Origin of the sequence: Mesobacillus stamsii (genome assembly GCF_030814065.1) — a bacterium.
GTDB lineage: Bacteria > Bacillota > Bacilli > Bacillales > Cytobacillaceae > Mesobacillus > Mesobacillus stamsii.
This window is the reverse complement of sequence record NZ_JAUSUN010000022.1, coordinates 41,966-62,892: the sequence shown is the minus strand read 5'-3', so window position 1 is coordinate 62,892 and position 20,927 is coordinate 41,966. Positions and strand designations below refer to the sequence as shown.

The 20,927-nt window shown below is 43.4% G+C and carries 24 protein-coding genes and 1 rRNA gene; 24 read left to right on the top strand and 1 reads right to left on the bottom strand.

Annotated elements, in window-relative coordinates:
* The 11 genes from rrf to rsmI form a co-directional block, all read left to right on the top strand.
* Positions 1-94 (top strand): 5S ribosomal RNA (gene rrf, locus J2S25_RS15365); the annotation flags it as partial.
* A gap of 193 nt (positions 95-287) precedes the next feature.
* The gene (locus tag J2S25_RS15360) at positions 288-500 is read left to right on the top strand and encodes a sigma factor G inhibitor Gin (protein ID WP_431305958.1); all 213 of its coding nucleotides are present in this window, start codon (positions 288-290) and stop codon (positions 498-500) included.
* 83 nt (positions 501-583) lie between these two features.
* A complete protein-coding gene (locus tag J2S25_RS15355) occupies positions 584-2,005 on the top strand; it encodes an aminotransferase class I/II-fold pyridoxal phosphate-dependent enzyme (protein WP_044391047.1) in 1,422 nt (473 codons plus the stop codon).
* Positions 2,006-2,638 carry a dTMP kinase gene (gene tmk, locus J2S25_RS15350; RefSeq protein WP_044391049.1) on the top strand — a complete coding sequence of 211 codons (633 nt, stop codon included), beginning with the start codon at positions 2,006-2,008 and terminating at the stop codon, positions 2,636-2,638.
* A gap of 352 nt (positions 2,639-2,990) precedes the next feature.
* Positions 2,991-3,320, top strand: coding sequence for a cyclic di-AMP receptor DarA (gene darA, locus J2S25_RS15345; RefSeq protein ID WP_044391050.1), 330 nt, complete (start codon positions 2,991-2,993; stop codon positions 3,318-3,320).
* Positions 3,321-3,347: 27 nt separating this feature from the next.
* The gene (locus J2S25_RS15340) at positions 3,348-3,788 is read left to right on the top strand and encodes a YaaR family protein (RefSeq protein ID WP_044391052.1); all 441 of its coding nucleotides are present in this window, start codon (positions 3,348-3,350) and stop codon (positions 3,786-3,788) included.
* 13 nt (positions 3,789-3,801) lie between these two features.
* Positions 3,802-4,809: a DNA polymerase III subunit delta' gene (holB, locus tag J2S25_RS15335; protein ID WP_307192300.1), complete on the top strand. Its 1,008-nt coding sequence runs from the start codon at positions 3,802-3,804 to the stop codon at positions 4,807-4,809.
* Positions 4,802-5,632: a PSP1 domain-containing protein gene (locus tag J2S25_RS15330; RefSeq protein WP_044391055.1), complete on the top strand. Its 831-nt coding sequence runs from the start codon at positions 4,802-4,804 to the stop codon at positions 5,630-5,632. The genes holB and J2S25_RS15330 overlap by 8 nt, the downstream gene beginning before the upstream one ends.
* 13 nt (positions 5,633-5,645) lie before the next feature.
* The gene (yabA, locus tag J2S25_RS15325; RefSeq protein WP_044391056.1) at positions 5,646-6,014 is read left to right on the top strand and encodes a DNA replication initiation control protein YabA; all 369 of its coding nucleotides are present in this window, start codon (positions 5,646-5,648) and stop codon (positions 6,012-6,014) included.
* A gap of 148 nt (positions 6,015-6,162) precedes the next feature.
* Complete coding sequence (locus J2S25_RS15320) at positions 6,163-6,951, top strand: tRNA1(Val) (adenine(37)-N6)-methyltransferase (protein ID WP_044391058.1); 789 nt, start codon at positions 6,163-6,165, stop codon at positions 6,949-6,951.
* Positions 6,929-7,810 carry a 16S rRNA (cytidine(1402)-2'-O)-methyltransferase gene (gene rsmI / locus J2S25_RS15315; protein WP_044391060.1) on the top strand — a complete coding sequence of 294 codons (882 nt, stop codon included), beginning with the start codon at positions 6,929-6,931 and terminating at the stop codon, positions 7,808-7,810. The genes J2S25_RS15320 and rsmI overlap by 23 nt, the downstream gene beginning before the upstream one ends.
* Positions 7,811-7,862: 52 nt before the next feature.
* Here the strand turns inward: rsmI and abrB are convergent, their stop codons facing one another.
* Entirely contained in the window at positions 7,863-8,150 is a 288-nt protein-coding gene (gene abrB / locus J2S25_RS15310) for a transition state genes transcriptional regulator AbrB (protein ID WP_044391062.1), read from the bottom strand.
* A gap of 309 nt (positions 8,151-8,459) precedes the next feature.
* Between abrB and metG the strand changes: the two genes are divergently transcribed.
* From metG to glmU, 13 genes are all read left to right on the top strand, one after another.
* Positions 8,460-10,409: a methionine--tRNA ligase gene (gene metG, locus J2S25_RS15305; protein WP_044391063.1), complete on the top strand. Its 1,950-nt coding sequence runs from the start codon at positions 8,460-8,462 to the stop codon at positions 10,407-10,409.
* A gap of 262 nt (positions 10,410-10,671) precedes the next feature.
* The gene (locus tag J2S25_RS15300) at positions 10,672-11,439 is read left to right on the top strand and encodes a TatD family hydrolase (protein WP_044391064.1); all 768 of its coding nucleotides are present in this window, start codon (positions 10,672-10,674) and stop codon (positions 11,437-11,439) included.
* A 238-nt stretch (positions 11,440-11,677) separates the two neighbouring features.
* Positions 11,678-12,862 carry a resuscitation-promoting factor gene (locus J2S25_RS15295; protein ID WP_307192302.1) on the top strand — a complete coding sequence of 395 codons (1,185 nt, stop codon included), beginning with the start codon at positions 11,678-11,680 and terminating at the stop codon, positions 12,860-12,862.
* Positions 12,863-13,041: 179 nt separating this feature from the next.
* The gene (rnmV, locus tag J2S25_RS15290) at positions 13,042-13,596 is read left to right on the top strand and encodes a ribonuclease M5 (protein WP_044391066.1); all 555 of its coding nucleotides are present in this window, start codon (positions 13,042-13,044) and stop codon (positions 13,594-13,596) included.
* A gap of 1 nt (position 13,597) precedes the next feature.
* Positions 13,598-14,479: a 16S rRNA (adenine(1518)-N(6)/adenine(1519)-N(6))-dimethyltransferase RsmA gene (rsmA, locus tag J2S25_RS15285; RefSeq protein WP_307192299.1), complete on the top strand. Its 882-nt coding sequence runs from the start codon at positions 13,598-13,600 to the stop codon at positions 14,477-14,479.
* Between the two features lie 170 nt (positions 14,480-14,649).
* Positions 14,650-15,516 carry a sporulation peptidase YabG gene (gene yabG / locus J2S25_RS15280; protein ID WP_307192301.1) on the top strand — a complete coding sequence of 289 codons (867 nt, stop codon included), beginning with the start codon at positions 14,650-14,652 and terminating at the stop codon, positions 15,514-15,516.
* A gap of 196 nt (positions 15,517-15,712) precedes the next feature.
* The gene (gene veg, locus J2S25_RS15275; protein ID WP_023613322.1) at positions 15,713-15,976 is read left to right on the top strand and encodes a biofilm formation stimulator Veg; all 264 of its coding nucleotides are present in this window, start codon (positions 15,713-15,715) and stop codon (positions 15,974-15,976) included.
* Positions 15,977-16,131: 155 nt separating this feature from the next.
* The gene (locus J2S25_RS15270; RefSeq protein ID WP_044391069.1) at positions 16,132-16,311 is read left to right on the top strand and encodes a small, acid-soluble spore protein, alpha/beta type; all 180 of its coding nucleotides are present in this window, start codon (positions 16,132-16,134) and stop codon (positions 16,309-16,311) included.
* Positions 16,312-16,646: 335 nt separating this feature from the next.
* Positions 16,647-17,516: a 4-(cytidine 5'-diphospho)-2-C-methyl-D-erythritol kinase gene (gene ispE / locus J2S25_RS15265; RefSeq protein ID WP_044391070.1), complete on the top strand. Its 870-nt coding sequence runs from the start codon at positions 16,647-16,649 to the stop codon at positions 17,514-17,516.
* A gap of 55 nt (positions 17,517-17,571) precedes the next feature.
* Positions 17,572-18,396 (top strand): pur operon repressor, encoded by an 825-nt coding sequence (purR, locus tag J2S25_RS15260; protein ID WP_307192298.1) that lies wholly within the window; start codon positions 17,572-17,574, stop codon positions 18,394-18,396.
* A 31-nt stretch (positions 18,397-18,427) separates the two neighbouring features.
* Positions 18,428-18,802: a RidA family protein gene (locus tag J2S25_RS15255; RefSeq protein ID WP_307192297.1), complete on the top strand. Its 375-nt coding sequence runs from the start codon at positions 18,428-18,430 to the stop codon at positions 18,800-18,802.
* A gap of 232 nt (positions 18,803-19,034) precedes the next feature.
* Positions 19,035-19,325 carry a septation regulator SpoVG gene (spoVG, locus tag J2S25_RS15250; RefSeq protein ID WP_044391077.1) on the top strand — a complete coding sequence of 97 codons (291 nt, stop codon included), beginning with the start codon at positions 19,035-19,037 and terminating at the stop codon, positions 19,323-19,325.
* 217 nt (positions 19,326-19,542) lie between these two features.
* The gene (gene glmU / locus J2S25_RS15245; RefSeq protein ID WP_307192296.1) at positions 19,543-20,919 is read left to right on the top strand and encodes a bifunctional UDP-N-acetylglucosamine diphosphorylase/glucosamine-1-phosphate N-acetyltransferase GlmU; all 1,377 of its coding nucleotides are present in this window, start codon (positions 19,543-19,545) and stop codon (positions 20,917-20,919) included.
* The last annotated feature ends 8 nt before the right edge of the window (positions 20,920-20,927 follow it).

Below are 20,927 nucleotides of genomic sequence, written 5' to 3'. Positions count from 1 at the left end.
TCACACCCGTTCCCATACCGAACACGGAAGTTAAGCTTCTCAGCGCCGATGGTAGTTGGGGGTTTCCCCCTGTGAGAGTAGGACGCCGCCGGGCACAAAAAGAACAGCTGACATAGCTGTTCTTTTTTGTGATTAAGTGTTTATATAATAAACCAACCTAAAATTGTTATAAGACATACAAGGAAATTGAGTGTTAATCATAAAATATAAAACAATGAAACTTTCTGAAATATTATTCGGAAAACTGTATACAAAAAGAGATTCAGGGCAACAATAGGTGTACGGAGGTGGAGGATTTGGGTTCATTTTTAGCTAAGAATCAAATTAGGGAAACGTGTGCAATTTGTGAACAGACAAAAACAGCTGGCATACATCTGTATACTTCATTTATTTGTACCGACTGTGAAACCATCATGATCAAGACGGAAACGAGCGACCCTCAATATAAATATTACGTGGAGAAATTAAGGAAAGTAACTAGACCAGGTATATACAGTTAAAAGTCCATTTTGGGCTTTTATTTTTTTTGCCATCAAACAGTGTTAAAATAGATAGATGTGAGAATGACAATAAAGGTGAGAATATGGATCAAGCCAAGACCCCCTTATATACTAAATTGATGAGCCATGCTGACGGTAAACCGTTTTCCTTCCATGTACCTGGCCATAAAAATGGAACTGTTTTTCCTGAAAAGGGACAGCGATTTTTTGCAGATATTTTAAAATTGGATGCCACTGAAATAACCGGACTGGATGATTATCATTCTGCTGAGGGAGTAATTTTAGAGGCTGAAGAATTGCTAACAGACTTATTTAAAACGAAAAAAAGCTTTTTTTTACTAAATGGATCGACTGTCGGAAACCTGGCGATGATCCTTGCCGCGATTAAGGAAGAGGATGTTGTGCTCGTCCAGCGCAACTCTCACAAATCCATCATGAATGGACTTATGCTCGCAAAGGCAAGGCCAGTGTTTATCAGTCCAGAGTATAATGAGAACTTTGCTGTCGCTGTGGGACCTAGTTTAAAGGCTGTACAAGCGGCGATACAGCAGTATCCTGGGGCAAAGGCGCTCATTTTGACATACCCTAATTATTACGGCTTAACGTATGATCTTAAAAGCATTATTGACTTGGCTCATCGGTTTCGGATTCCTGTTTTGGTTGATGAGGCACATGGCGCGCACTTTATCGCAGGGGACTTTTTTCCAAAGTCTGCTGTAGAGCTTGGTGCAGATCTTGTCGTACAATCGGCACATAAAACACTGCCAGCTATGACCATGGGGGCATTCCTCCATTATCAGACCGATCGAGTTCCAATGAGCAAGCTGAAGTCTTACTTGCAGGCACTACAGTCAAGCAGCCCTTCCTATCCATTGATGGCATCGTTGGATTTGGCCAGATACTATTTAGGGAGTTATAATCAGGAAGATCTGTCTTATTTGAAAGCAGCCTTACAACAATTTCGAATTAGCCTTGGACAGCTGGAATCGATAAGCGTTTTGCCAGGCGATGACCCGTTAAAAATTACCATTCAGTCTTGGTCTGGCTTTGAGCTTCAAACCAAACTTGAGGCAAAAGGAATTTTTACAGAATTAGCTGATCCATATAATGTTCTGTTTGTTTTGCCCCTACTTAAACGGAACATGGGACATTATTTGCAGGAAGCAGCTGAAAAAATAACAGAGATTGCAAGAACGATTCCAAAAAAAATCAATCATCTCGATACGAAATGGTCAGCGAAAGGAATTTCGACTCTTGCTGCCAGCTATAAAGAGATGGAGAACCAGCATAGTGAATATATTCCGTTGGAAGAGGCGGCTGGAAGAGTTTGTGCGGAACCGATTATTCCGTATCCTCCTGGGATACCGATTTGCGTTCCAGGAGAATTCATCACCGAAGAAGACATTCAACTGATCTTCTATTTAGTTGGAAAAGATGCGAAAATCCAAGGCGGAGACAATTTATCTGCGGGTAAAATAAGCGTGTTTCAGAGTTGGAGGAAGTAGATGGACAAGGGTATTTTTATTTCTGTTGAAGGGCCGGATGGTTCCGGGAAAACGACGATCATTCAAATGCTTAAGGAGAAGCTCGAAAAAGAAGGATATGAGATCGTCGCAACACGCGAGCCTGGTGGAATCGAGATTGCGGAACAAATCAGACAAGTCATTTTGGATCCGGAAAATACGGCAATGGATCCACGCACCGAAGCCCTTTTATATGCAGCAGCCAGAAGGCAGCATCTTACCGAAAAGGTCAAGCCGGCGCTGGAAAAAGGGAAAATAGTGTTATGTGATCGTTTTGTCGACAGTTCGTTAGCATACCAGGGATATGCCCGCGGTCTGGGAATTGACGAGGTCTATACAATCAACCAATTTGCGATTGAAAGCATGATGCCAAAATTAACCCTGTATTTTGATGTAGCACCTGAGATTGGACTTGAAAGAATTAGCAAAAATAAGGGCCGAGAAGTAAATCGACTCGATTTGGAAAAGCTAGAATTCCACCAAATGGTAAGACAAGGCTATCAATTGCTTGCTGAACGATTTTCGGATAGAATTGTCACGATTGATGCGTCAAAGCAATTAGAAGCCGTTTATCATCAAGCGGAAGCAAAAATTAATGAACTCTTGAATAGCTAAAAGAAAAACAAGCTTTGTGTCTCAGCAAGCTTGTTTTTTTACTGATGTAAATTAGATCTTTTTGCCTGAGAAATGCCCTTATAGAGGAGGAAATGCTTGCATAAGGGTATCTTTCCGCCTGAGAGGCGCCCTTATGGCAGTTGTTTTAGTAAAAAGCCACGAATTATATAAAACTCTGGGAAATCGGCTTCCAGATTAAGGGATCTTTAATCCGATTGACTATTTTACAATCCAAAAAAGGACCGGGCGCAGTTTGCCCGGCTTTTCTTAATGTCTTGGCTTATGAATCCTGTTATAATGAGAATACAACTAGTTTTGTCATGGTCTATTAAAAATTCAGGGAGGGAAACGAATGAAACTAATTTTAGCTGTGATTCAGGACCAGGATAGCAATCGCCTTTCCAATGCATTAGTCGACCATAATTTTCGGGCAACAAAGCTGGCAAGTACAGGTGGATTCCTAAAGTCAGGCAATACCACGTTTATCATAGGAACAGAAGACATCAGAGTGGAGAAGGCGCTCGAGATCATTAGAGATAATTGTAAGTCTAGAGACCAGCTCGTGGCTCCTGTCTCTCCTATGGGAGGAAATGCAGACTCGTATGTTCCATACCCTGTCGAAGTCCAGGTTGGCGGAGCAACTGTCTTCGTATTGCCTGTCGATCTATTTCATCAATTTTAACGGGGAATGCCGGAGGGTTAGGCCTAAATGAAAATTAATCAGGATTTGCGCCTTAATATAGATAAACTGCGCCAGGATCAGAAACAGCAATCTGGCAATGGGATCAAATTTAACCAACTTGTGGAAAAACAGGAGCATAAATTGCAAATTGGTCAACTTCAGCAATTACTGAAGGAAGTGGAATCTGCCGGCGAGAGGCTAGCACGGTCGAGGACTTTCAAGGACCTTGCCAAGTTTAAGACGCTAGTAAAGCAATTTGTAAAAGAAGCAGTCCATTTCGGATTGGAGCTTAAGCAATCGCATAGCTGGAATCAATATGGGGAAGGGCGTTCTTTAAAGCTCGTGGAAACAATTGATGATAAGCTGGTCGAGTTGACGGATGAACTGATGAGCAAAAAGGTTGAACAGATCGATATTCTCGGCAAGATTGGAGAAATCAAAGGCCTGTTAATCAATTTATATACGTAAGTGAGTGATCGCCTTGGCAAAGACGTGGGACGAGTTGGAAAGACTTCAGCCGAATGTTTTGAAAATGATAAAAAACAGCATCCTCAAAAACCGGATCGCCCATGCCTATTTATTTGAGGGAATGAGAGGCACTGGCAAAAAGGAAATGAGTATCCTTCTTGCCAAAAGCATCCATTGTTTGAACCCAGTGGATGGCTATAAACCGTGCGAAACTTGTCTAAACTGTAAAAGGATCAACATCGGGAACCATCCGGATATTCATCTCGTCGAGCCTGATGGACTTTCGATCAAAAAAGGACAGATTCAGCTGCTGCAGGCAGAGTTTTCGAAAACAGGGGTAGAGTCGAAGAACAAGATTTACATGATTGTCCATGCTGACCGAATGACCACAAATGCAGCCAACAGTTTGCTGAAATTTCTTGAGGAACCCCATGCTGGGACCGTTGCTGTGTTGATTACCGAACAAGCCCAGCAAATGCTTCCGACCATCTTGTCTAGATGCCAGCTGATTAATTTCCCTCCATTATCTCCTAAAAATATGGCTGAACAATTGATCGTACAGGGAGTGCACCCGCATACGGCACCGCTGCTTGCGCAGTTGACAAATAATTTAGAAGAGGCTATACAGATAAGTAACGATGATTGGTTTGCACAAGCGCAAAAAATAGTGTTAAAATTGTATGAAGTGCTGAAAAAGAATTCATTAGAAGCTATGCTGGCACTTCAGGAAAATTGGTTCACGCACTTTAAAGAGAAAGAACAGATGGATCGTGGCCTGGATTTATTACTTCTTATTTTCAAGGATTTATTATACATTCAGCTTGGCATGAAGGACCAGGTTGTGTATCTAAACGAAAGCTCACGTTTAGAACAGTTTGCATTACAGACATCCGGACGGCGTCTTACCGAACAAATGGCGGCTATTCTGGAGGCGAAGAGGAAGCTTAATGCCAATATGAATCCCCAGTTGCTCATGGAAGAGCTGGTGTTAAAATTGCAGGAGGGATCTATACTTGTATGATGTAATAGGTGTCCGCTTCAAGAAAGCGGGGAAGATTTATTATTTTGATCCCGGCGATCTCTCAATTCAAAAGGACGAATTCGTCATTGTCGAAACTGTAAGGGGAGTAGAGTTCGGCAAAGTGGTTATCCCCCGAAAGCAAGTCGGCGAAAATGACGTGGTCCTGCCTCTGAAAAAGGTGGTCAGAATTGCAGATCAGAAGGATCGTCTTATTGTCGAGGAAAACAAGACAGCTGCAATGGAAGCTTATGATGTTTGCAGTGATAAAGTGAACGAACACCAACTAGATATGAAGCTAGTTGATGTTGAATATACATTTGACCGCAATAAAGTCATTTTTTACTTCACAGCTGATGGACGCGTTGATTTCCGGGAATTGGTTAAGGATTTGGCAGCCATCTTCCGGACCAGGATTGAGCTTCGCCAAATTGGTGTCAGGGATGAAGCTAAAATGCTTGGCGGTATCGGGCCATGCGGCAGAATGCTGTGCTGCTCTACGTACCTTGGAGACTTTGAACCTGTTTCTATTAAGATGGCCAAGGATCAAAACCTCTCACTCAATCCAACAAAGATTTCCGGTCTTTGCGGCAGGCTGATGTGTTGTTTGAAATATGAGAACGATGAATATGAAACAGCAAAAGAACTGCTGCCAGACCTTGGTGAAACAATTGTAACACCGAATGGTCGCGGAAAAGTCGTCGGATTGAATATCCTGGAACGAGTAATGCAAGTCAGCATTCCTGGACAGGAACGCGTTCTGGAATATACACTAGAGGAAATACAGGAAGCAGGAGCTGTATCGTTGCAATCATCCACAGATTAATGAGGTGGAACAGGTGGATAAAAAAAATATTTTTGACACAGTTAGCAATATGGAAGAGCAGATTGGTGATTTATACCGTCAACTTGGGGAGTTTAAACAGCATCTAGCAGAGGTTCTGGAAGAGAATAATGCATTAAAGCTGGAAAATGAGCATATAAGACGCCGTCTGGATCAAACCATTGGAAAAACAGATCCAAATAGTAAGAAAACCGATGAGGACAGCAATCAGCCACAGGCTGACAAAAACGTAGTTGACATCGGAGAAGGCTATGACAATCTCGCCCGCTTGTACCAGGAAGGTTTCCATATCTGCAACCTGCATTTTGGCAGCCCACGGAAAGAGGATTGCTTGTTCTGCCTGTCCTTTCTTAATAAAAAATAATTGGCAGCCTTCCTTTATAGGGAAGGCTATTTTTACAGAATAAGAAAGTATAAAATTCATTTCGAGAATTGTCTAGCTCCAGCGCTTGTCGGGGCTGAATAAGGCGCTTGCGCTTTTTTTATCAGTTCGTTTTGGAGGAACAAATTACATGCTAAGCTTACGAGAAGATGAAAGATTGGATTATCTGCTAGCGGAGAACTTGCGGATCATTCAGAGCCCGAATGTGTTCTCTTTTTCCCTTGACGCTGTGCTACTTGCCAGGTTTGTCTGGGTCCCCATTCAAAAGGGGAAGATTGTCGATCTTTGCAGCGGGAACGGGGTTATTCCGCTATTTTTAAGCGCGAGGACAAAAGGCTCGATTATAGGGGTGGAGATTCAGGAGCGACTGTACGATATGGCAGTCCGCAGCATTCAATACAATAAATTAGCGGACCGTCTACATATGATGCACGGAGATCTGAAGGATGCGCCAAAACAACTTGGCTATGAAAAATATGATGTCGTTACTTGCAATCCTCCTTATTTTCCGACGCCTTCAAGAGAAGAGATCAATATCAATGAGCATTTGGCAATTGCACGTCATGAAATTCTCTGCACACTGGAGGACGCGATTCGATCGGCAAGCCAGCTCGTAAAACAGGGTGGGAAAGTTGCGTTTGTCAACCGTCCAGGAAGACTGATCGATATGATCGAGCTCATGAGGAAATATCGCTTGGAACCGAAACGTATTCAATTCGTCTATCCAAAGGCAGGGAAGGAAGCGAATATGCTGTTAATCGAAGCAATAAAGGATGGCAGTCCAGAGCTTAAGATTTTGGAACCGATGTTTGTTTATGATGAAAATAATCAGTATACCCCAACGATGAAAGAGATGTTGTATGGCAGCAATCAAGTTAATGAAACGGGTGGTTTAGATGATTCAGCAAAAAAGCTTTGAGCGGGAGAAGGAAAAAGGAATATTGTATCTGGTACCAACCCCAATCGGCAACCTGGAGGACATGACCTTCAGAGCGATCAGACTCATGAAGGAAGCGGATCTAATTGCAGCCGAGGATACTAGGAATACGAAAAAGCTGTGTAATTACTTTGAGATCGAAACCCCTGTTACCAGCTATCATGAACATAATAAAGAAAGCAGTGGCCATAAACTGATCGAAAAACTGAAGGAGGGAGCGAAAATTGCCTTGGTAAGCGATGCAGGGATGCCAACGATTTCCGATCCGGGTACGGAGCTTGTAGCTGAGGTGATTGCTGCAGGGCTGACTGTCGTCCCGCTTCCAGGAGCAAATGCAGCGCTTACCGCATTAATTGCCTCAGGGATCCAGCCGCAGCCATTCTATTACTACGGCTTTCTTGAGCGAAACAAAAAGGATAAAAGAAAGGAGCTCGAACAATTAGCCAAACAGGCTGCCACGCTAATCCTGTATGAATCACCACATAGATTAAAAGAGACTCTGGCATTTATGTTGGAAGGCCTGGGTGACCGCAGAATTGTACTTTGCCGGGAACTGACAAAAAAATACGAAGAATTTTTGAGAGGGACAATTTCTGAAGCGATAGAGTGGGCAGAGTCGGGTGAGGTGCGCGGTGAGTTTGTCTTGATAGTTGAGGGGGCCTCTGCTGACTCACTAGAGCTTGAAGAAACTCTGTGGTGGGAAAGATTAAGCGTGACGGAACATGTCGAACACTATATTTCAAACGAAAATAAGAATTCCAAGGATGCCATCAAGCAAACCGCTGTGGATCGCGGCCTGCAAAAACGCGAAGTTTACCAGGCATACCATATAGAAAAATAAACATGCAAAAAGGCCGTGGATGCTATCTACGGCCTGGGGTGTATATACTGAATTAAGCTTCTACACGTTCGAAGCTATCCTGAATTTCTTTAAGGAGCTGCTCAGCACCTTCACGGCTTAAGATCAGCTTGCCGCCAGCCAATGTGATGTTGTTATCAGAAACTTCACCAGTGATATGGCAGGTCATGTTTGGTTTGTATTTCTTCAGGATGATGCGGTCATCGTCAACATAGATCTCCAAAGCATCCTTTTCTGCGATGCCAAGAGTCCTTCTTAATTCGATTGGAATAACCACGCGTCCGAGCTCATCAACTTTACGTACAATACCTGTAGATTTCATTTTGTCTAATCTCCTCTCATTTTCCCATATACGAAGTTCGTCATTTTTCGACAAATTTCTCTTATTGGTTATATAATACCAGCGATTCCAATAACCGTCAATTAAATTGTTTATCTTTTAAAAGAGAAAGAATAATTATTTTTTGTGACCAGGTATAAGTAGTTCTGATGATTGGTTATGATTCTATTATGCAAAAACTAGCAAATTTCCTTTTCGTGCTTCGGGAAAGTGGTAGGAATCCCATTGCAATAACTGGTATAATAACTACTATTAGAAATGAACTAGCAGTTTTAGTTAAGGAGGATCCTCATGGAAGAGAAACGGAAAACTTTTTATCTTACAACCCCGATTTATTATCCAAGCGGCAATTTACATATTGGCCACGCTTATACAACAGTGGCCGGTGATGCGATGGCGCGCTATAAGAGGTTGCGCGGATATGATGTGATGTATTTAACAGGAACGGATGAGCACGGTCAAAAGATTCAGCGCAATGCCGAGGCAAGTGGCGTAACCCCGCAGCAATACGTCGATAAAATCGTAGCCGGAATCCAAGGTCTTTGGGACAAATTGGATATATCTTATAATGATTTTATCCGAACAACCCAGGACCGCCATAAGCAAATTGTCGAAAAGATTTTTGCCCAGCTATTGGAGCAGGGTGACATTTATCTCGATCAATATGAAGGCTGGTATTGCACACCATGTGAATCCTTTTATACAGACAGGCAGCTTGTAGACGGCAATTGTCCTGACTGTGGCCGGCCTGTGGAAAAGGTGAAGGAAGAATCGTATTTTTTCAAAATGAGCAAATACGCAGACAGGCTGCTTCAATACTATGAAGACAATCCAGAATTCATCCAGCCAGAATCCCGCAAAAATGAAATGATCAATAACTTCATTAAGCCAGGATTGGAAGATTTGGCTGTGTCACGGACAACTTTTGACTGGGGCATAAAGGTTCCGGGGGATCCAAAGCATGTGATCTATGTTTGGGTGGATGCGCTATCTAACTATATCACGGCGCTCGGCTATGGAACTGATGATGATTCCAAGTACCTGAACTATTGGCCGGCGGATGTTCATCTTGTTGGAAAGGAAATTGTCCGCTTCCATACGATTTACTGGCCAATCATGCTGTTGGCACTTGACCTCCCGCTTCCTAAAAAGGTTTTTGCCCACGGCTGGCTTTTGATGAAGGACGGAAAAATGTCGAAATCCAAAGGGAATGTAGTAGACCCTGTCACATTAATTGACCGCTATGGTCTGGATGCACTCCGTTATTACTTGCTTCGTGAAGTACCATTCGGTTCGGATGGGGTATTCACCCCTGAAGGTTTTGTCGAAAGAATCAACTTCGATCTTGCCAATGACCTGGGGAACCTGCTAAATAGAACAGTGGCAATGATCGATAAGTATTTCGATGGGGAGCTTCCTGCTTACCGTGGATCGAATGGGGAATTTGCAACGCAGCTTTTAGAAGTGAACAAAGCGACGGTCCTTAAGTATGAAGAAGCAATGGAGAAGATGGAGTTTTCCGTCGCGCTTACGACGGTATGGCAATTGGTCAGCCGCTGCAATAAGTTCATCGATGAGACACAGCCTTGGGTGCTGGCGAAGGATGAAGAAAAGAAAGCCGCACTGGCAGATGTTTTGTTCCATCTTGCGGAATCCTTGCGAAGGGTGGCGATCCTGTTGAAGCCGTTCTTGACAAGAACTCCCGAGAAAATTTTCACTCAGCTGAATGTTGAATCCGAATCTCTTCAGACTTGGGAAAGCCTTGAGGAGTTTGGACAGATTCCGGCTGGCACAAAGGTAGTTCATGGGGAACCAATATTCCCTCGGCTTGATCTGAAGGAAGAAATCGAATTCATCAAGCAAAAAATGCAGGGTTCTGCCCCAGACCCTGTGAAAGAAGACAAACCGGAACTTCCGGAAGAAATCACGATTGATGACTTTATGAAGGTAGATCTTCGGGTCGCTCAGGTTGTTCAAGCGGAACCTGTTAAAAAAGCTGATAAGCTGCTGAAGCTTCAACTGGATCTTGGTTATGAAAAGCGTCAGGTCGTCTCGGGTATCGCAAAGTATTTTAAACCGGAAGACCTTGTCGGCAAAAAAGTAATTTGTGTAACCAATCTTAAGCCGGTCAAATTGCGTGGGGAGCTTTCTGAAGGAATGATCCTTGCAGGAGAAAAAGATGGCGTCATGTCACTCGCATCCGTCGATGATTCCCTAGCGATAGGAGCAAAAATTAAATAAAAAAAGAAAAACCTGAGAATGTTTCATTTGTAACATTTTCAGGTTTTTTAATGATTTTTTTACAGAGGATAGTTTAACAGAGATAGCCAGCAAACAATGTAAACGGAATCAAAAATTTGACTTGGGCATGAGAAAAAAGTTATGATATCGACACAACTTTAGCAAAATAAACGGAACGTGGCATTGCTTCTATTCTCTTTTCCAGGTAGATGGATTAGTGTAAACCTGCATGCCAAGTCCAAGCCAGTAAAGGAGTTAACTCATGCTTTTTGATACCCATGTACACTTAAACGCAGAACAATATGACGAAGATCTTCAGGAGGTCATTGACCGGGCGCTCGCTGAGGGTGTTACCAATATGGTCGTTGTCGGTTTTGATGAGGGGACCATTAAAAAAGCGATGGAGCTCGCTGAAAACTATGACTTTCTTTATGCTAGCGTAGGATGGCATCCTGTCGATGCAATTGATATGACGGAGGAGCATCTGACCTGGCTGAAAGAACTTGCGAGCCACCCTAAAGTGGTCGCTCTCGGGGAAATGGGACTTGATTATCATTGGGACAAGTCACCAAAGGATATCCAGAAAGAGGTATTTCGCAAGCAAATCAGGCTGGCAAAAGAAGTGAAGCTTCCGATCATCATACATAATCGTGACGCAACCGCCGACATCATGACGATTTTAAAAGAAGAGAACGCCGAAGAAGTTGGCGGAATCATGCATTGCTATAGCGGCAGCGTAGAAACGGCACTGGAATGCATCGATATGAACTTCTATATTTCACTTGGGGGACCAGTAACGTTTAAAAACGCGAAAAAACCAAAGGAAGTCGCAGAGGCGATCCCGATGGAGCGTCTATTGATAGAAACCGATTGCCCTTACTTAACGCCGCATCCTTTTCGCGGCAAACGTAACGAACCAGCCTATGTAAAATTGGTTGCCGAACAAATTGCAGAATTAAAAGGGCTAACACTCGCGGAAGTTGCGGGTGAAACGGCGGAAAATGCAAAAAAATTATTCGGCATAAAGTGATAGAGAATGCTGTCGATTAAACAGCAAGGTTGTCCAAAACTTTTCTGTTTCTAAAAAGTTCTACATGTCTCACCCTCGTCATAGGATAACCGTGTCGATAACTCTTGCTTTTCTTTTTATGGTATATCTTGCATAATAGGGACTACGTTTGGGCAGGAGTGTCTGGGTTGACAAGTCGGCAACAACATCTTTATAATCACTCCGAGAAGAGGAGGCGTTTTTCATCGTGATTAATAGTATGAAAAACCTGTTTTCCAAGACTTTGAGTAAGAAGAGGCTAGTGTTATTTTCTGCTAGTTTCCTAGTTTTTGCTGCTGCAATTGGGATCTTCCTGTATGAAGGGACCAAAAAGACAGTCGCATTGACATTGGATGGCGAAGAACGAGTCATTAAAACACATGCTAATACGATCGAGGATCTATTTAATGATCTCAATATTTCACTACGCTCAGAGGATTACTTATCGCTGGCGGCGCATACCGAGGTAAAGAATAACCTTTCGGTTGTGTGGAAGCCGGCAAAACAGGTAGAAGTAATACAGGATCAGGAGACAAAGAAGTATTGGACAGCAGCCGATACAGTCGCGGATTTCCTGAAAGAACAAAGTATCGTTATCAAGGAGCACGACAAGTTAAGCCCAAACCCAGACGCTAAGATAAAGCAAGATGCGAAGATTGCCATTCAAAGAGCTTTCCCGCTTAAGGTTGTCGTAGGCGGAAAAGAGCAAGATGTATGGTCGACTTCGACTACGGTCGCTGACTTTTTATCACAGCAAGGAATCACACTGAACAAAATGGACCGTGTTGAGCCTGCATTAAAGCAAACAGTCACAAAAGATGCCGTGATTAATGTCATTCGAGTTGAAAAAGTCACCGATGTAGTGGAAGAACCAATTAGCTATGCTGTCATTACCAAGAACGACAGCCAACTGGAAAAAGGGAAACAAAAAGTCGTGTCAGAAGGCCAGGAAGGTTTGCTCACCAAGGAATATGAAGTCGTCCTGGAAAACGGCAAGGAAGTATCAAGAAAACTGATCACCGAAAAGAAAGTGAAAGAAAAACAAGATAAGATTGTGGCTATGGGAACAAAGGTTATCACTGCTCAAGTTTCCCGCGGTTCAAGTGAATCGTCTGCGAGGGAATTCTATGTTTCCTCTACAGCCTATACTGCAAACTGCAATGGCTGTTCCGGCTACACGGCTACGGGAATCAATCTTAAGGCAAACCCAAATGTAAAAGTCATTGCTGTAGATCCAAGGGTCATTCCTTTAGGGTCAAAGGTATATGTTGAAGGCTATGGCTATGCCATCGCTGCCGACAAGGGATCAGCGATTAAGGGAAACAAAATCGATGTCTTCTTTGCTTCCCTATCAGATGCTTACCGTTGGGGACGAAAGACAATCAAAATCAAAATTCTAAAGTAATGGCCGAATGCAGGGGAACCTACCTCTGCATTTTTGTTTTTTCCATCCATGTTTAAGGTATAATAAGAAAAGCATTTACCCTTATATAGACGATTATATTTCAAAAATGTTTCATTTATTTCAAAGAAATTTTTTCTTTTTTTAAAAATCTAAGAAAGCAATATCGTAACGGAGGAAATATGAGATTAAAAGAAATCATCGTAGTCGAGGGCAAGGATGATACAACGGCGATTCGGCGTGCCGTCGACGCAGATACAATTGAAACAAATGGCTCTGCTATTAATGCAGAAACAATTGAACGAATCCGGAATGCCCACGAAAAAAGGGGAGTCATCATTTTCACCGATCCTGACTATCCTGGTGAAAAAATCCGCAAAACGATTTCAGAGCAGATTTCCGGCTGCAAGCATGCATTCATTCCAAAGGAAATGGCTAAGCCGAAATCAGGGCGAGGTCTAGGGGTTGAACATGCATTGCCACAGGTGATTCGCGAAGCTCTTAAGGATGCACAGGTGATGGATGAGGAGGCTGTCGAGGAAATTACCAAGGAAGATTTGATTGTTGCCGGCTTGATCGGCGGACCTGGATCAAAGCAAAGGCGGGAGAAGCTTGGCAGGCTGCTGAAGATCGGGTATACAAACGGCAAGCAGCTGCACAAGCGCCTGATGATGTTTCAGGTGAGAAGACAGGATTTCGCAGACGCTCTTGCTGAGATCCTCAAGGAGGAACAATAACATGCGTAAGGATATTGCAACCCCTGTAAGAACGAAGGAAATACTTGATAAATACGGCTTTTCTTTTAAAAAGAGCCTTGGACAGAACTTCCTGATCGATACGAATATCCTAAACCGGATAGTCGACCATGCGGAATTAACAGCTAGCAGCGGAGCAATTGAAATTGGCCCTGGAATAGGCGCATTGACCGAGCAGCTGGCTAAAAGGGCAGAAAAGGTGATCGCTTTTGAAATCGACCAGCGGCTGCTACCAATCCTGGAGGATACATTGTCTCCTTACCCCAATGTGAAAATCATCCATCATGATGTGTTGAAAGCAGATGTCCGAGCGGTTATCGAACAGGAATTGGACCTGGACAAAGATATCATGGTAGTCGCCAATCTTCCTTATTATGTTACAACGCCAATCCTAATGAAGCTGCTTGAGGAAAAGCTGCCGATCAGGGGAATTGTCTGTATGATGCAAAAAGAAGTAGGAGACAGAATCTCGGCCAAGCCGGGCACGAAAGAATACGGCTCGCTTTCGATTGCTGTCCAGTATTACACGAAGGCGGAGACGGTGATGATTGTACCGAAAACAGTGTTCATGCCGCAGCCAAACGTTGACTCGGCGGTTGTCCGGTTGACATTGCATGAGGAGCCTCCTGTAAAAGTAAAGGATGAAGCTTTTTTCTTCTTCGTCACCCGGTCCAGTTTTGCTCAGCGCAGAAAGACGATCCTAAATAACCTGACAAGTCAGCTTCCGGATGGAAAACAGAAGAAAGACAAGATACAAGCAGCGCTTCAGCAAGCTGGAGTGGAAGAATCGCGCCGGGGAGAAACGCTGTCGATTGCAGAATTCGCACAATTGAGCAATGCACTGTATCCATTTTTTCAAGAATAAAACGTTGCAGGTCAGGAATATATCTAGATTAAAGGGAATATATCTAAAATCTAAGGAATAAATCAGCAGAACTCCGAAGCGCAAAAAGCACAGGTCTATAGGTGTTTGCATAGTTTATGAAAGAAAACCACTTAGCGCAGCCTGTGTGCGGGGCAATTGGAGTGAGGATGATGGATATTAACCTCATGGATATCGTCGGCAGGGTTTCGCATCAATGCGATATTATGTTCCGGGTAATCGATATCAGAGAAAATAATGTGATCTTATATGGGGAGGATTTTCGGTTGATCGCGGATGCGCCCTATGATGATCTGGTCAAAATTGATCCGGGGATGCGAATGAGGCTGACCGAGGAATTCCGCTCCTTGGAGGAACAATCGTATAAGCTATTTCGGCAGGATGTTGATTTATTGCAGCAAAAAAAAGAGTATGAGGTTTCCGAGGGGTATAGCAAGTCCTATAACTACTTTCAGATGCCAGGAAAGGTTCTTCATGTTGATGGAGATCCCAATTATTTAAAGAAGTGTCTGACATTATATGAGAAGGTCGGAGTTCCGGTTTCCGGTTTCCATTGCAGCGAAAAAGAAATGCCGGATAAAGTCGGAATGCTGATTGATTATTATCGGCCAGATATCCTGGTCATCACCGGACATGATGCTTATTCAAAGGCAAAAGGCTCGGTGGATGATCTCAATGCATACCGCCACTCGAAGCATTTTGTCCAGACGGTAAGAGAGGCACGAAAGAAAATCCCTCACCGGGACCAGCTCGTCATCTTTGCCGGTGCATGCCAGTCGCATTTCGAATCGCTGATCCATGCTGGAGCCAATTTTGCCAGTTCCCCCTCCAGAGTCAATATCCATGCTCTTGACCCGGTTTATATCGTGGCAAAAATCAGCTTTACCCCATTCATGGAACGGATCAATGTCTGGGATGTGCTGCGAAATACCTTAACGGGGGACAAAGGACTTGGCGGTATTGAAACAAAGGGAGTATTAAGGACAGGGATGCCATATAAAAGGAGCGCGTCGGACTGATTTGCTTATCGTCCGACGTTTTTGAATTTTTGGTACATATTTTCCTGCAAGAAAGGATACTTTATTATTGTTGGATTTTAGAAGAAAAACAAGAAAAAAATCTATTGACTTTTAAATTTAATTACTGTTATAATTTATGTTTTTATTTGACTAAATGATGTCAGCGTGTTATACTTTACACAGTGAGGTGGACCGAATGCCAAAAACATTATCGGATATCAAAAAAGCACTTGATTCAAACTTGGGGAAAAGACTGATGCTAAAGGCCAACGGCGGGCGCAGGAAAACGATCGAACGCTCTGGTGTATTAGCGGAAACCTATCCTTCCGTTTTCGTCATCGAGCTTGATCAGGATGAAAATGCTTTTGAACGTGTTTCGTACAGCTACGCAGATGTTTTAACTGAAACGGTGGAAATTACCTTCTTTGAAGATACAACTGGATCAATAGCTTTGAGCTAATGTATGCTCAAATGCAGTACAGGCAGTGAACTTTCGGGTTAACTGCTTTTTATTTTGTCCATTTTCACAAGGCAATGGATAAATAAGGGGCACATGAAAATTGCTATTCTCAAAAATACTAACAATGCCGTGATGGACAAAAGGAGATGGTAGTATTGGGCAGAAGAAGAGGGGTTATGTCTGACAGGCTGAAGGAAGAGCTTGCAAAGGAGCTCGGCTTTTATGACGTCGTCCAGAAGGAAGGATGGGGCGGAATCAGGGCCAGGGACGCAGGCAATATGGTCAAACGGGCAATTGAGCTGGCTGAACAGCAGCTTGCGAACCAGAATCGCTGATTGTGATCGACATTCTTTGAAAACTACCGAATCACTATTCCTGACAGTGCAAATATCATTTTAAACCCATCACGGTGCCGGAGGCTTTTGCTCCGGCTTTTTGCATTTTATTCCGCGAATGAGCTCCTTTGTAATAGGACTGTATTCTCTAATGAGCAAATGATAATATAGAGGAATGTGTTTCTATTCGTTCAGAGTGTCTGGTTAGTAGGGCAATCGACCTCATAGCAAGCAGTTTAGCGCTTGTGAAGGAGAACAGGGCGTTTGCCGCTTTTCTGCGCTTTTTGTGATAAAATAGGACAAAATGTGGATTTAGGTAAAAGTAGGTGGAAGAAGTGAAGATTTTAGTGAAGGCGCCAGCAAAAATCAATTTGTCACTTGATGTTTTGCATAAACGTCCGGACGGTTACCATGAGGTCGAAATGGTAATGACGACGATTGACTTGGCTGACCGCATTGAACTTAGTTTGTTAGAGGAAGACAGGATCGTGATCCAGTCCCATAATCGATTTGTTCCGGATGACCAGCGGAATCTTGCCTATCAGGCAGCCTTCCTGTTAAAAAAGAAATTCCAGGTGAAAAAAGGTGTCGAGATCGGAATTGAAAAAACGATTCCGATTGCTGCTGGTCTTGCTGGTGGCAGCAGTGATGCAGCGGCGACCTTAAGGGGACTGAACAAGCTGTGGAAGCTTGGCCTATCATTGGACGAGCTGGCGGTGCTTGGCGCAGAAATTGGTTCAGATGTTTCTTTCTGTGTGTATGGAGGAACAGCACTTGCCACTGGCCGAGGGGAAATCATTAAAGCGCTGCCGGCACCACCGACATGCTGGGTTGTTTTGGCAAAGCCCTTTATTGGTGTATCAACAGCTGATGTGTATCGCCGGCTGAATCTGGAAAATATTGTGCATCCGCCTACAAAGCAAATGATCTCAGCGATTGAAGACGGAGATTTTAAAGGCGTTTGCAATAATGTCGGCAATGTACTGGAGAAGGTGACGCTTTCCCTATACCCTGAGGTCGCACAAATCAAAGATCAGATGAAGCGTTTCGGTGCAGATGCGGTGTTGATGAGCGGAAGCGGCCCAACTGTATTCAGTCTGGTGGCTCACGATTCGCGCATGCATCGAATTTATAACGGATTACGAGGCTTTTGTGACCAGGTTTTTGCGGTTAGGATGCTTGGGGAACGTCATACCCTTGATTAAATCCGTATAATAATGATATATTAACCTTAAACATTCGGATTTTGGAGGTTCTGGTATGAAATTTCGACGCAGCGAGCGTTTGATTGATATGACGGCCTATTTACTGGAGTATCCCCGTCAATTGGTGCCGTTAACCTATTTTGCGGAGAAGTATGGTTCAGCGAAGTCCTCGATCAGCGAAGATCTCGGAATCATCAAAGAAACATTTGAACAACGGGGAATTGGGATCCTTCAGACTGTGCCTGGTGCTGCTGGAGGAGTGAAATTTTACGTTCAAGTAAGTGAGAAAAAGGCAAGAGCCGTCATTGAGGAACTTTGTATCATCATGGCCACTCCTGACAGACTGCTTCCAGGCGGGTATCTGTTCATGAACGATATCATTGGCAATCCCGCTATTGTACAAGAGGTCGGACGGCTGCTGGCATCCGCTTTTGCTCGCAAAAACATTGAAGCGGTCATGACGGTGGCAACGAAGGGAATCCCGATCGCATATGCAGTTGCAAATCAATTGAATGTCCCGGTTGTCATCGTCAGAAGGGATAGTAAAGTAACAGAAGGTTCTACTGTCAGCATCAATTATGTTTCCGGGTCGTCCAAAAGGATCCAGACAATGGTATTATCGAAGCGTAGCCTTGCAGAAGGCTCTAAGGTACTAATTGTAGATGACTTTATGAAAGCGGGCGGTACCGTTAACGGTATGATTAACATGCTGGAGGAATTTAATGCAGAATTGGCGGGAATTGCTGTTTTAGTGGAATCGGAAAACATCGAAGAAAGACTTGTGGATGAGTATCTTTCCCTCGTTCGACTTTCCGACGTAGATGTAAAAGAAAGAAAAATCACTGTTAGTGAAGGAAATTACTTTTCCTATAAAGAATAATTGGTTAATAAAAAAATAATGAGGTGACAATATGAAAATTGTACAAACTTCAAATGCACCGGCAGCAATCGGACCATACTCTCAGGGAGTAGCAGTAAACAATCTCTTCTACAGCTCAGGACAAATTCCGTTAACCCCTGACGGCATAATGGTCGAAGGCGATATCCAGGCGCAAACTCACCAGGTTTTCCAAAATCTCCAGGCTGTACTGGAGGCTGCAGGAGCTTCGCTTGAAACAGTCGTAAAAGCAACAGTATTCATCAAGAATATGGATGAATTTGCTCAACTGAACGAGGTATATGCGGAGTATTTCAAAAACCATAAACCAGCTCGTTCCACAGTCGAAGTAGTAAGATTGCCAAAAGACGCCCTAGTGGAAATCGAAGTAGTAGCGCTCGTTAAGTAACGAGCGTTTTTCCTCGTTTGAGAACAGACGGAAAAGTGCGGCTTTATCAACTTGTCAATAGCCAAATAAACACTATTTTAAAAGAGAAACAAAATTGTAAGGGCTTACTCGATGAAAAAGTTCACAATTTAGCCATTTTTCCAAAAAAGTTTTTTAAATAAAGAAGGAGTTTTGATTTTAACGTGGAATTAGTTAACTAGAATTTTATCTATTTGTAAAGGTGGTGAACAGATTGGAAGTAACTGACGTAAGATTACGCCGCGTTAATACAGATGGACGGATGAGAGCGATCGCTTCCATCACGCTTGACAACGAGTTTGTTGTCCATGATATCAGGGTGATTGATGGAAACAACGGCCTGTTTGTAGCAATGCCAAGTAAGCGCACTCCTGATGGCGAGTTCCGTGATATTGCGCATCCGATCAACTCGGGTACACGCGGAAAGATTCAGGACGCTGTGTTGGCAGAATACCACAGATTAGGTGAATTGGAAATTGAATTCGAAGAAGCCGGTGCTTCCTAGAATATAAACGTTTATAACACCAAGAGCCTGCTGCATAAGTAAGGCTCTTTTTATTTACCCCGATTCCTCCCCGTTAAACCTGTTTTTCTCCGTCTCCTCCAGTAAATCGTTTACCCGCTAAAATGACAAATAATTGTACTTGTTCATCTATTCTTGAAATGACCGGCTATTTAAGATATATTCGTAATGGATAAAAAGGTAAATTGGAGGCCTGCTAATGTCTAATCGTTATGCAATCATTTTAGCAGCCGGTCAGGGAACAAGAATGAAGTCCAAATTGTATAAGGTGCTTCACCCTGTATGCGGCAAGCCAATGGTACAGCATGTTATCGACCAGGTGAAAAGTCTTGATATAAACGAAATCATTACCATTATCGGTCATGGTGCCGAAAAGGTGAAGGAGCAGCTAGGCGAGGATAGCCAGTATGCCCTGCAGGCAGAACAGTTGGGTACAGCTCATGCTGTTTTGCAAGCTAGAGAACTGCTTGCTGATAAGGAAGGGATCACCATTGTTGTCTGCGGCGATACACCGCTGATCAAGCGAGAAACAATGGAAGCCCTTTTCAAGCACCATGAAGAAACAAGCGCAAAGGCGACCATTTTGACCGCAAGAGCAGACGATCCTGCTGGCTACGGTCGTATCATCCGAAATGAAGATGGCTTTGTCGAGAAAATTGTCGAGCATAAGGATGCGAATGAGCACGAAAGAGCAATCAATGAAATCAACACTGGTACTTATTGCTTCGACAACAAGATGCTATTCGAAGCAATCCGAAATGTGTCGAATGATAATGTTCAGGGAGAATACTATCTTCCCGATGTCATCGAAATTTTGAAAAACCAGGGTGAAACTGTATCAGCATATGTTACGAATAACTTCGCGGAAACGCTAGGGGTAAATGATCGCGTCGCCCTTGCCGAGGCAGAGCGCACGATGAAAAAGCAAATCAATGAATTTCATATGCGCAATGGAGTGTCCATCATTGACCCTGATCATACATATATCGGACCAGATGTTACAATTGGACAGGACTCCGTTATTTTCCCAGGAACGACACTTTCCGGCAACACTAGCATCGGTTTCGAATGCCGGATTGGGCCTAATTCGGAAATTAGTAATTGCAAGGTTGGAAACAATACAGTAATCCGCCAATCAGCGGCGTTTGACAGCAGCATCGGTTCTGAAGTTGCAATTGGGCCTTTTGCGCATATCAGGCCAGACTCAAATATCGACGATGAAGTGAAAATCGGCAATTTTGTAGAGGTTAAAAAAGCGGTATTTGGCAAAAGAAGCAAGGCTTCCCACCTCAGCTATATTGGCGATGCAGAAGTTGGTGCGGATGTGAACATCGGCTGCGGTTCGATCACTGTGAATTATGACGGCAAAAACAAGTTCCTGACCAAGATTGAGGATGGCGTATTCATTGGCTGTAATGCAAATCTAGTCGCACCGGTGACAATTGGCAAAGGTGCATATGTTGCGGCAGGTTCAACAATCACGACAGATGTTCCCGGTGAAGCGCTGGCGATTGCCCGTGCCAGCCAAATTAACAAAGAAAATTATGTAGGGAAAATGAACAAAAAAAAGAAATAAGAGTCCTT

Bases quoted from the DNA above. Each gene is read 5' to 3' on its own strand.
- darA (WP_044391050.1), top strand. From the start codon at position 2,991: ATGAAACTAATTTTAGCTGTGATTCAGGACCAGGATAGCAATCGCCTT.
- J2S25_RS15320 (WP_044391058.1), top strand. From the start codon at position 6,163: ATGCTAAGCTTACGAGAAGATGAAAGATTGGATTATCTGCTAGCGGAG.
- J2S25_RS15340 (WP_044391052.1), top strand. From the start codon at position 3,348: ATGAAAATTAATCAGGATTTGCGCCTTAATATAGATAAACTGCGCCAG.
- rnmV (WP_044391066.1), top strand. From the start codon at position 13,042: ATGAGATTAAAAGAAATCATCGTAGTCGAGGGCAAGGATGATACAACG.
- purR (WP_307192298.1), top strand. From the start codon at position 17,572: ATGAAATTTCGACGCAGCGAGCGTTTGATTGATATGACGGCCTATTTA.
- yabG (WP_307192301.1), top strand. From the start codon at position 14,650: ATGGATATTAACCTCATGGATATCGTCGGCAGGGTTTCGCATCAATGC.
- J2S25_RS15295 (WP_307192302.1), top strand. From the start codon at position 11,678: ATGAAAAACCTGTTTTCCAAGACTTTGAGTAAGAAGAGGCTAGTGTTA.
- J2S25_RS15355 (WP_044391047.1), top strand. From the start codon at position 584: ATGGATCAAGCCAAGACCCCCTTATATACTAAATTGATGAGCCATGCT.
- J2S25_RS15255 (WP_307192297.1), top strand. From the start codon at position 18,428: ATGAAAATTGTACAAACTTCAAATGCACCGGCAGCAATCGGACCATAC.
- metG (WP_044391063.1), top strand. From the start codon at position 8,460: ATGGAAGAGAAACGGAAAACTTTTTATCTTACAACCCCGATTTATTAT.
- abrB (WP_044391062.1), bottom strand. From the start codon at position 8,150: ATGAAATCTACAGGTATTGTACGTAAAGTTGATGAGCTCGGACGCGTG.
- glmU (WP_307192296.1), top strand. From the start codon at position 19,543: ATGTCTAATCGTTATGCAATCATTTTAGCAGCCGGTCAGGGAACAAGA.
- veg (WP_023613322.1), top strand. From the start codon at position 15,713: ATGCCAAAAACATTATCGGATATCAAAAAAGCACTTGATTCAAACTTG.
- rsmA (WP_307192299.1), top strand. From the start codon at position 13,598: ATGCGTAAGGATATTGCAACCCCTGTAAGAACGAAGGAAATACTTGAT.
- rsmI (WP_044391060.1), top strand. From the start codon at position 6,929: ATGATTCAGCAAAAAAGCTTTGAGCGGGAGAAGGAAAAAGGAATATTG.
- tmk (WP_044391049.1), top strand. From the start codon at position 2,006: ATGGACAAGGGTATTTTTATTTCTGTTGAAGGGCCGGATGGTTCCGGG.
- J2S25_RS15300 (WP_044391064.1), top strand. From the start codon at position 10,672: ATGCTTTTTGATACCCATGTACACTTAAACGCAGAACAATATGACGAA.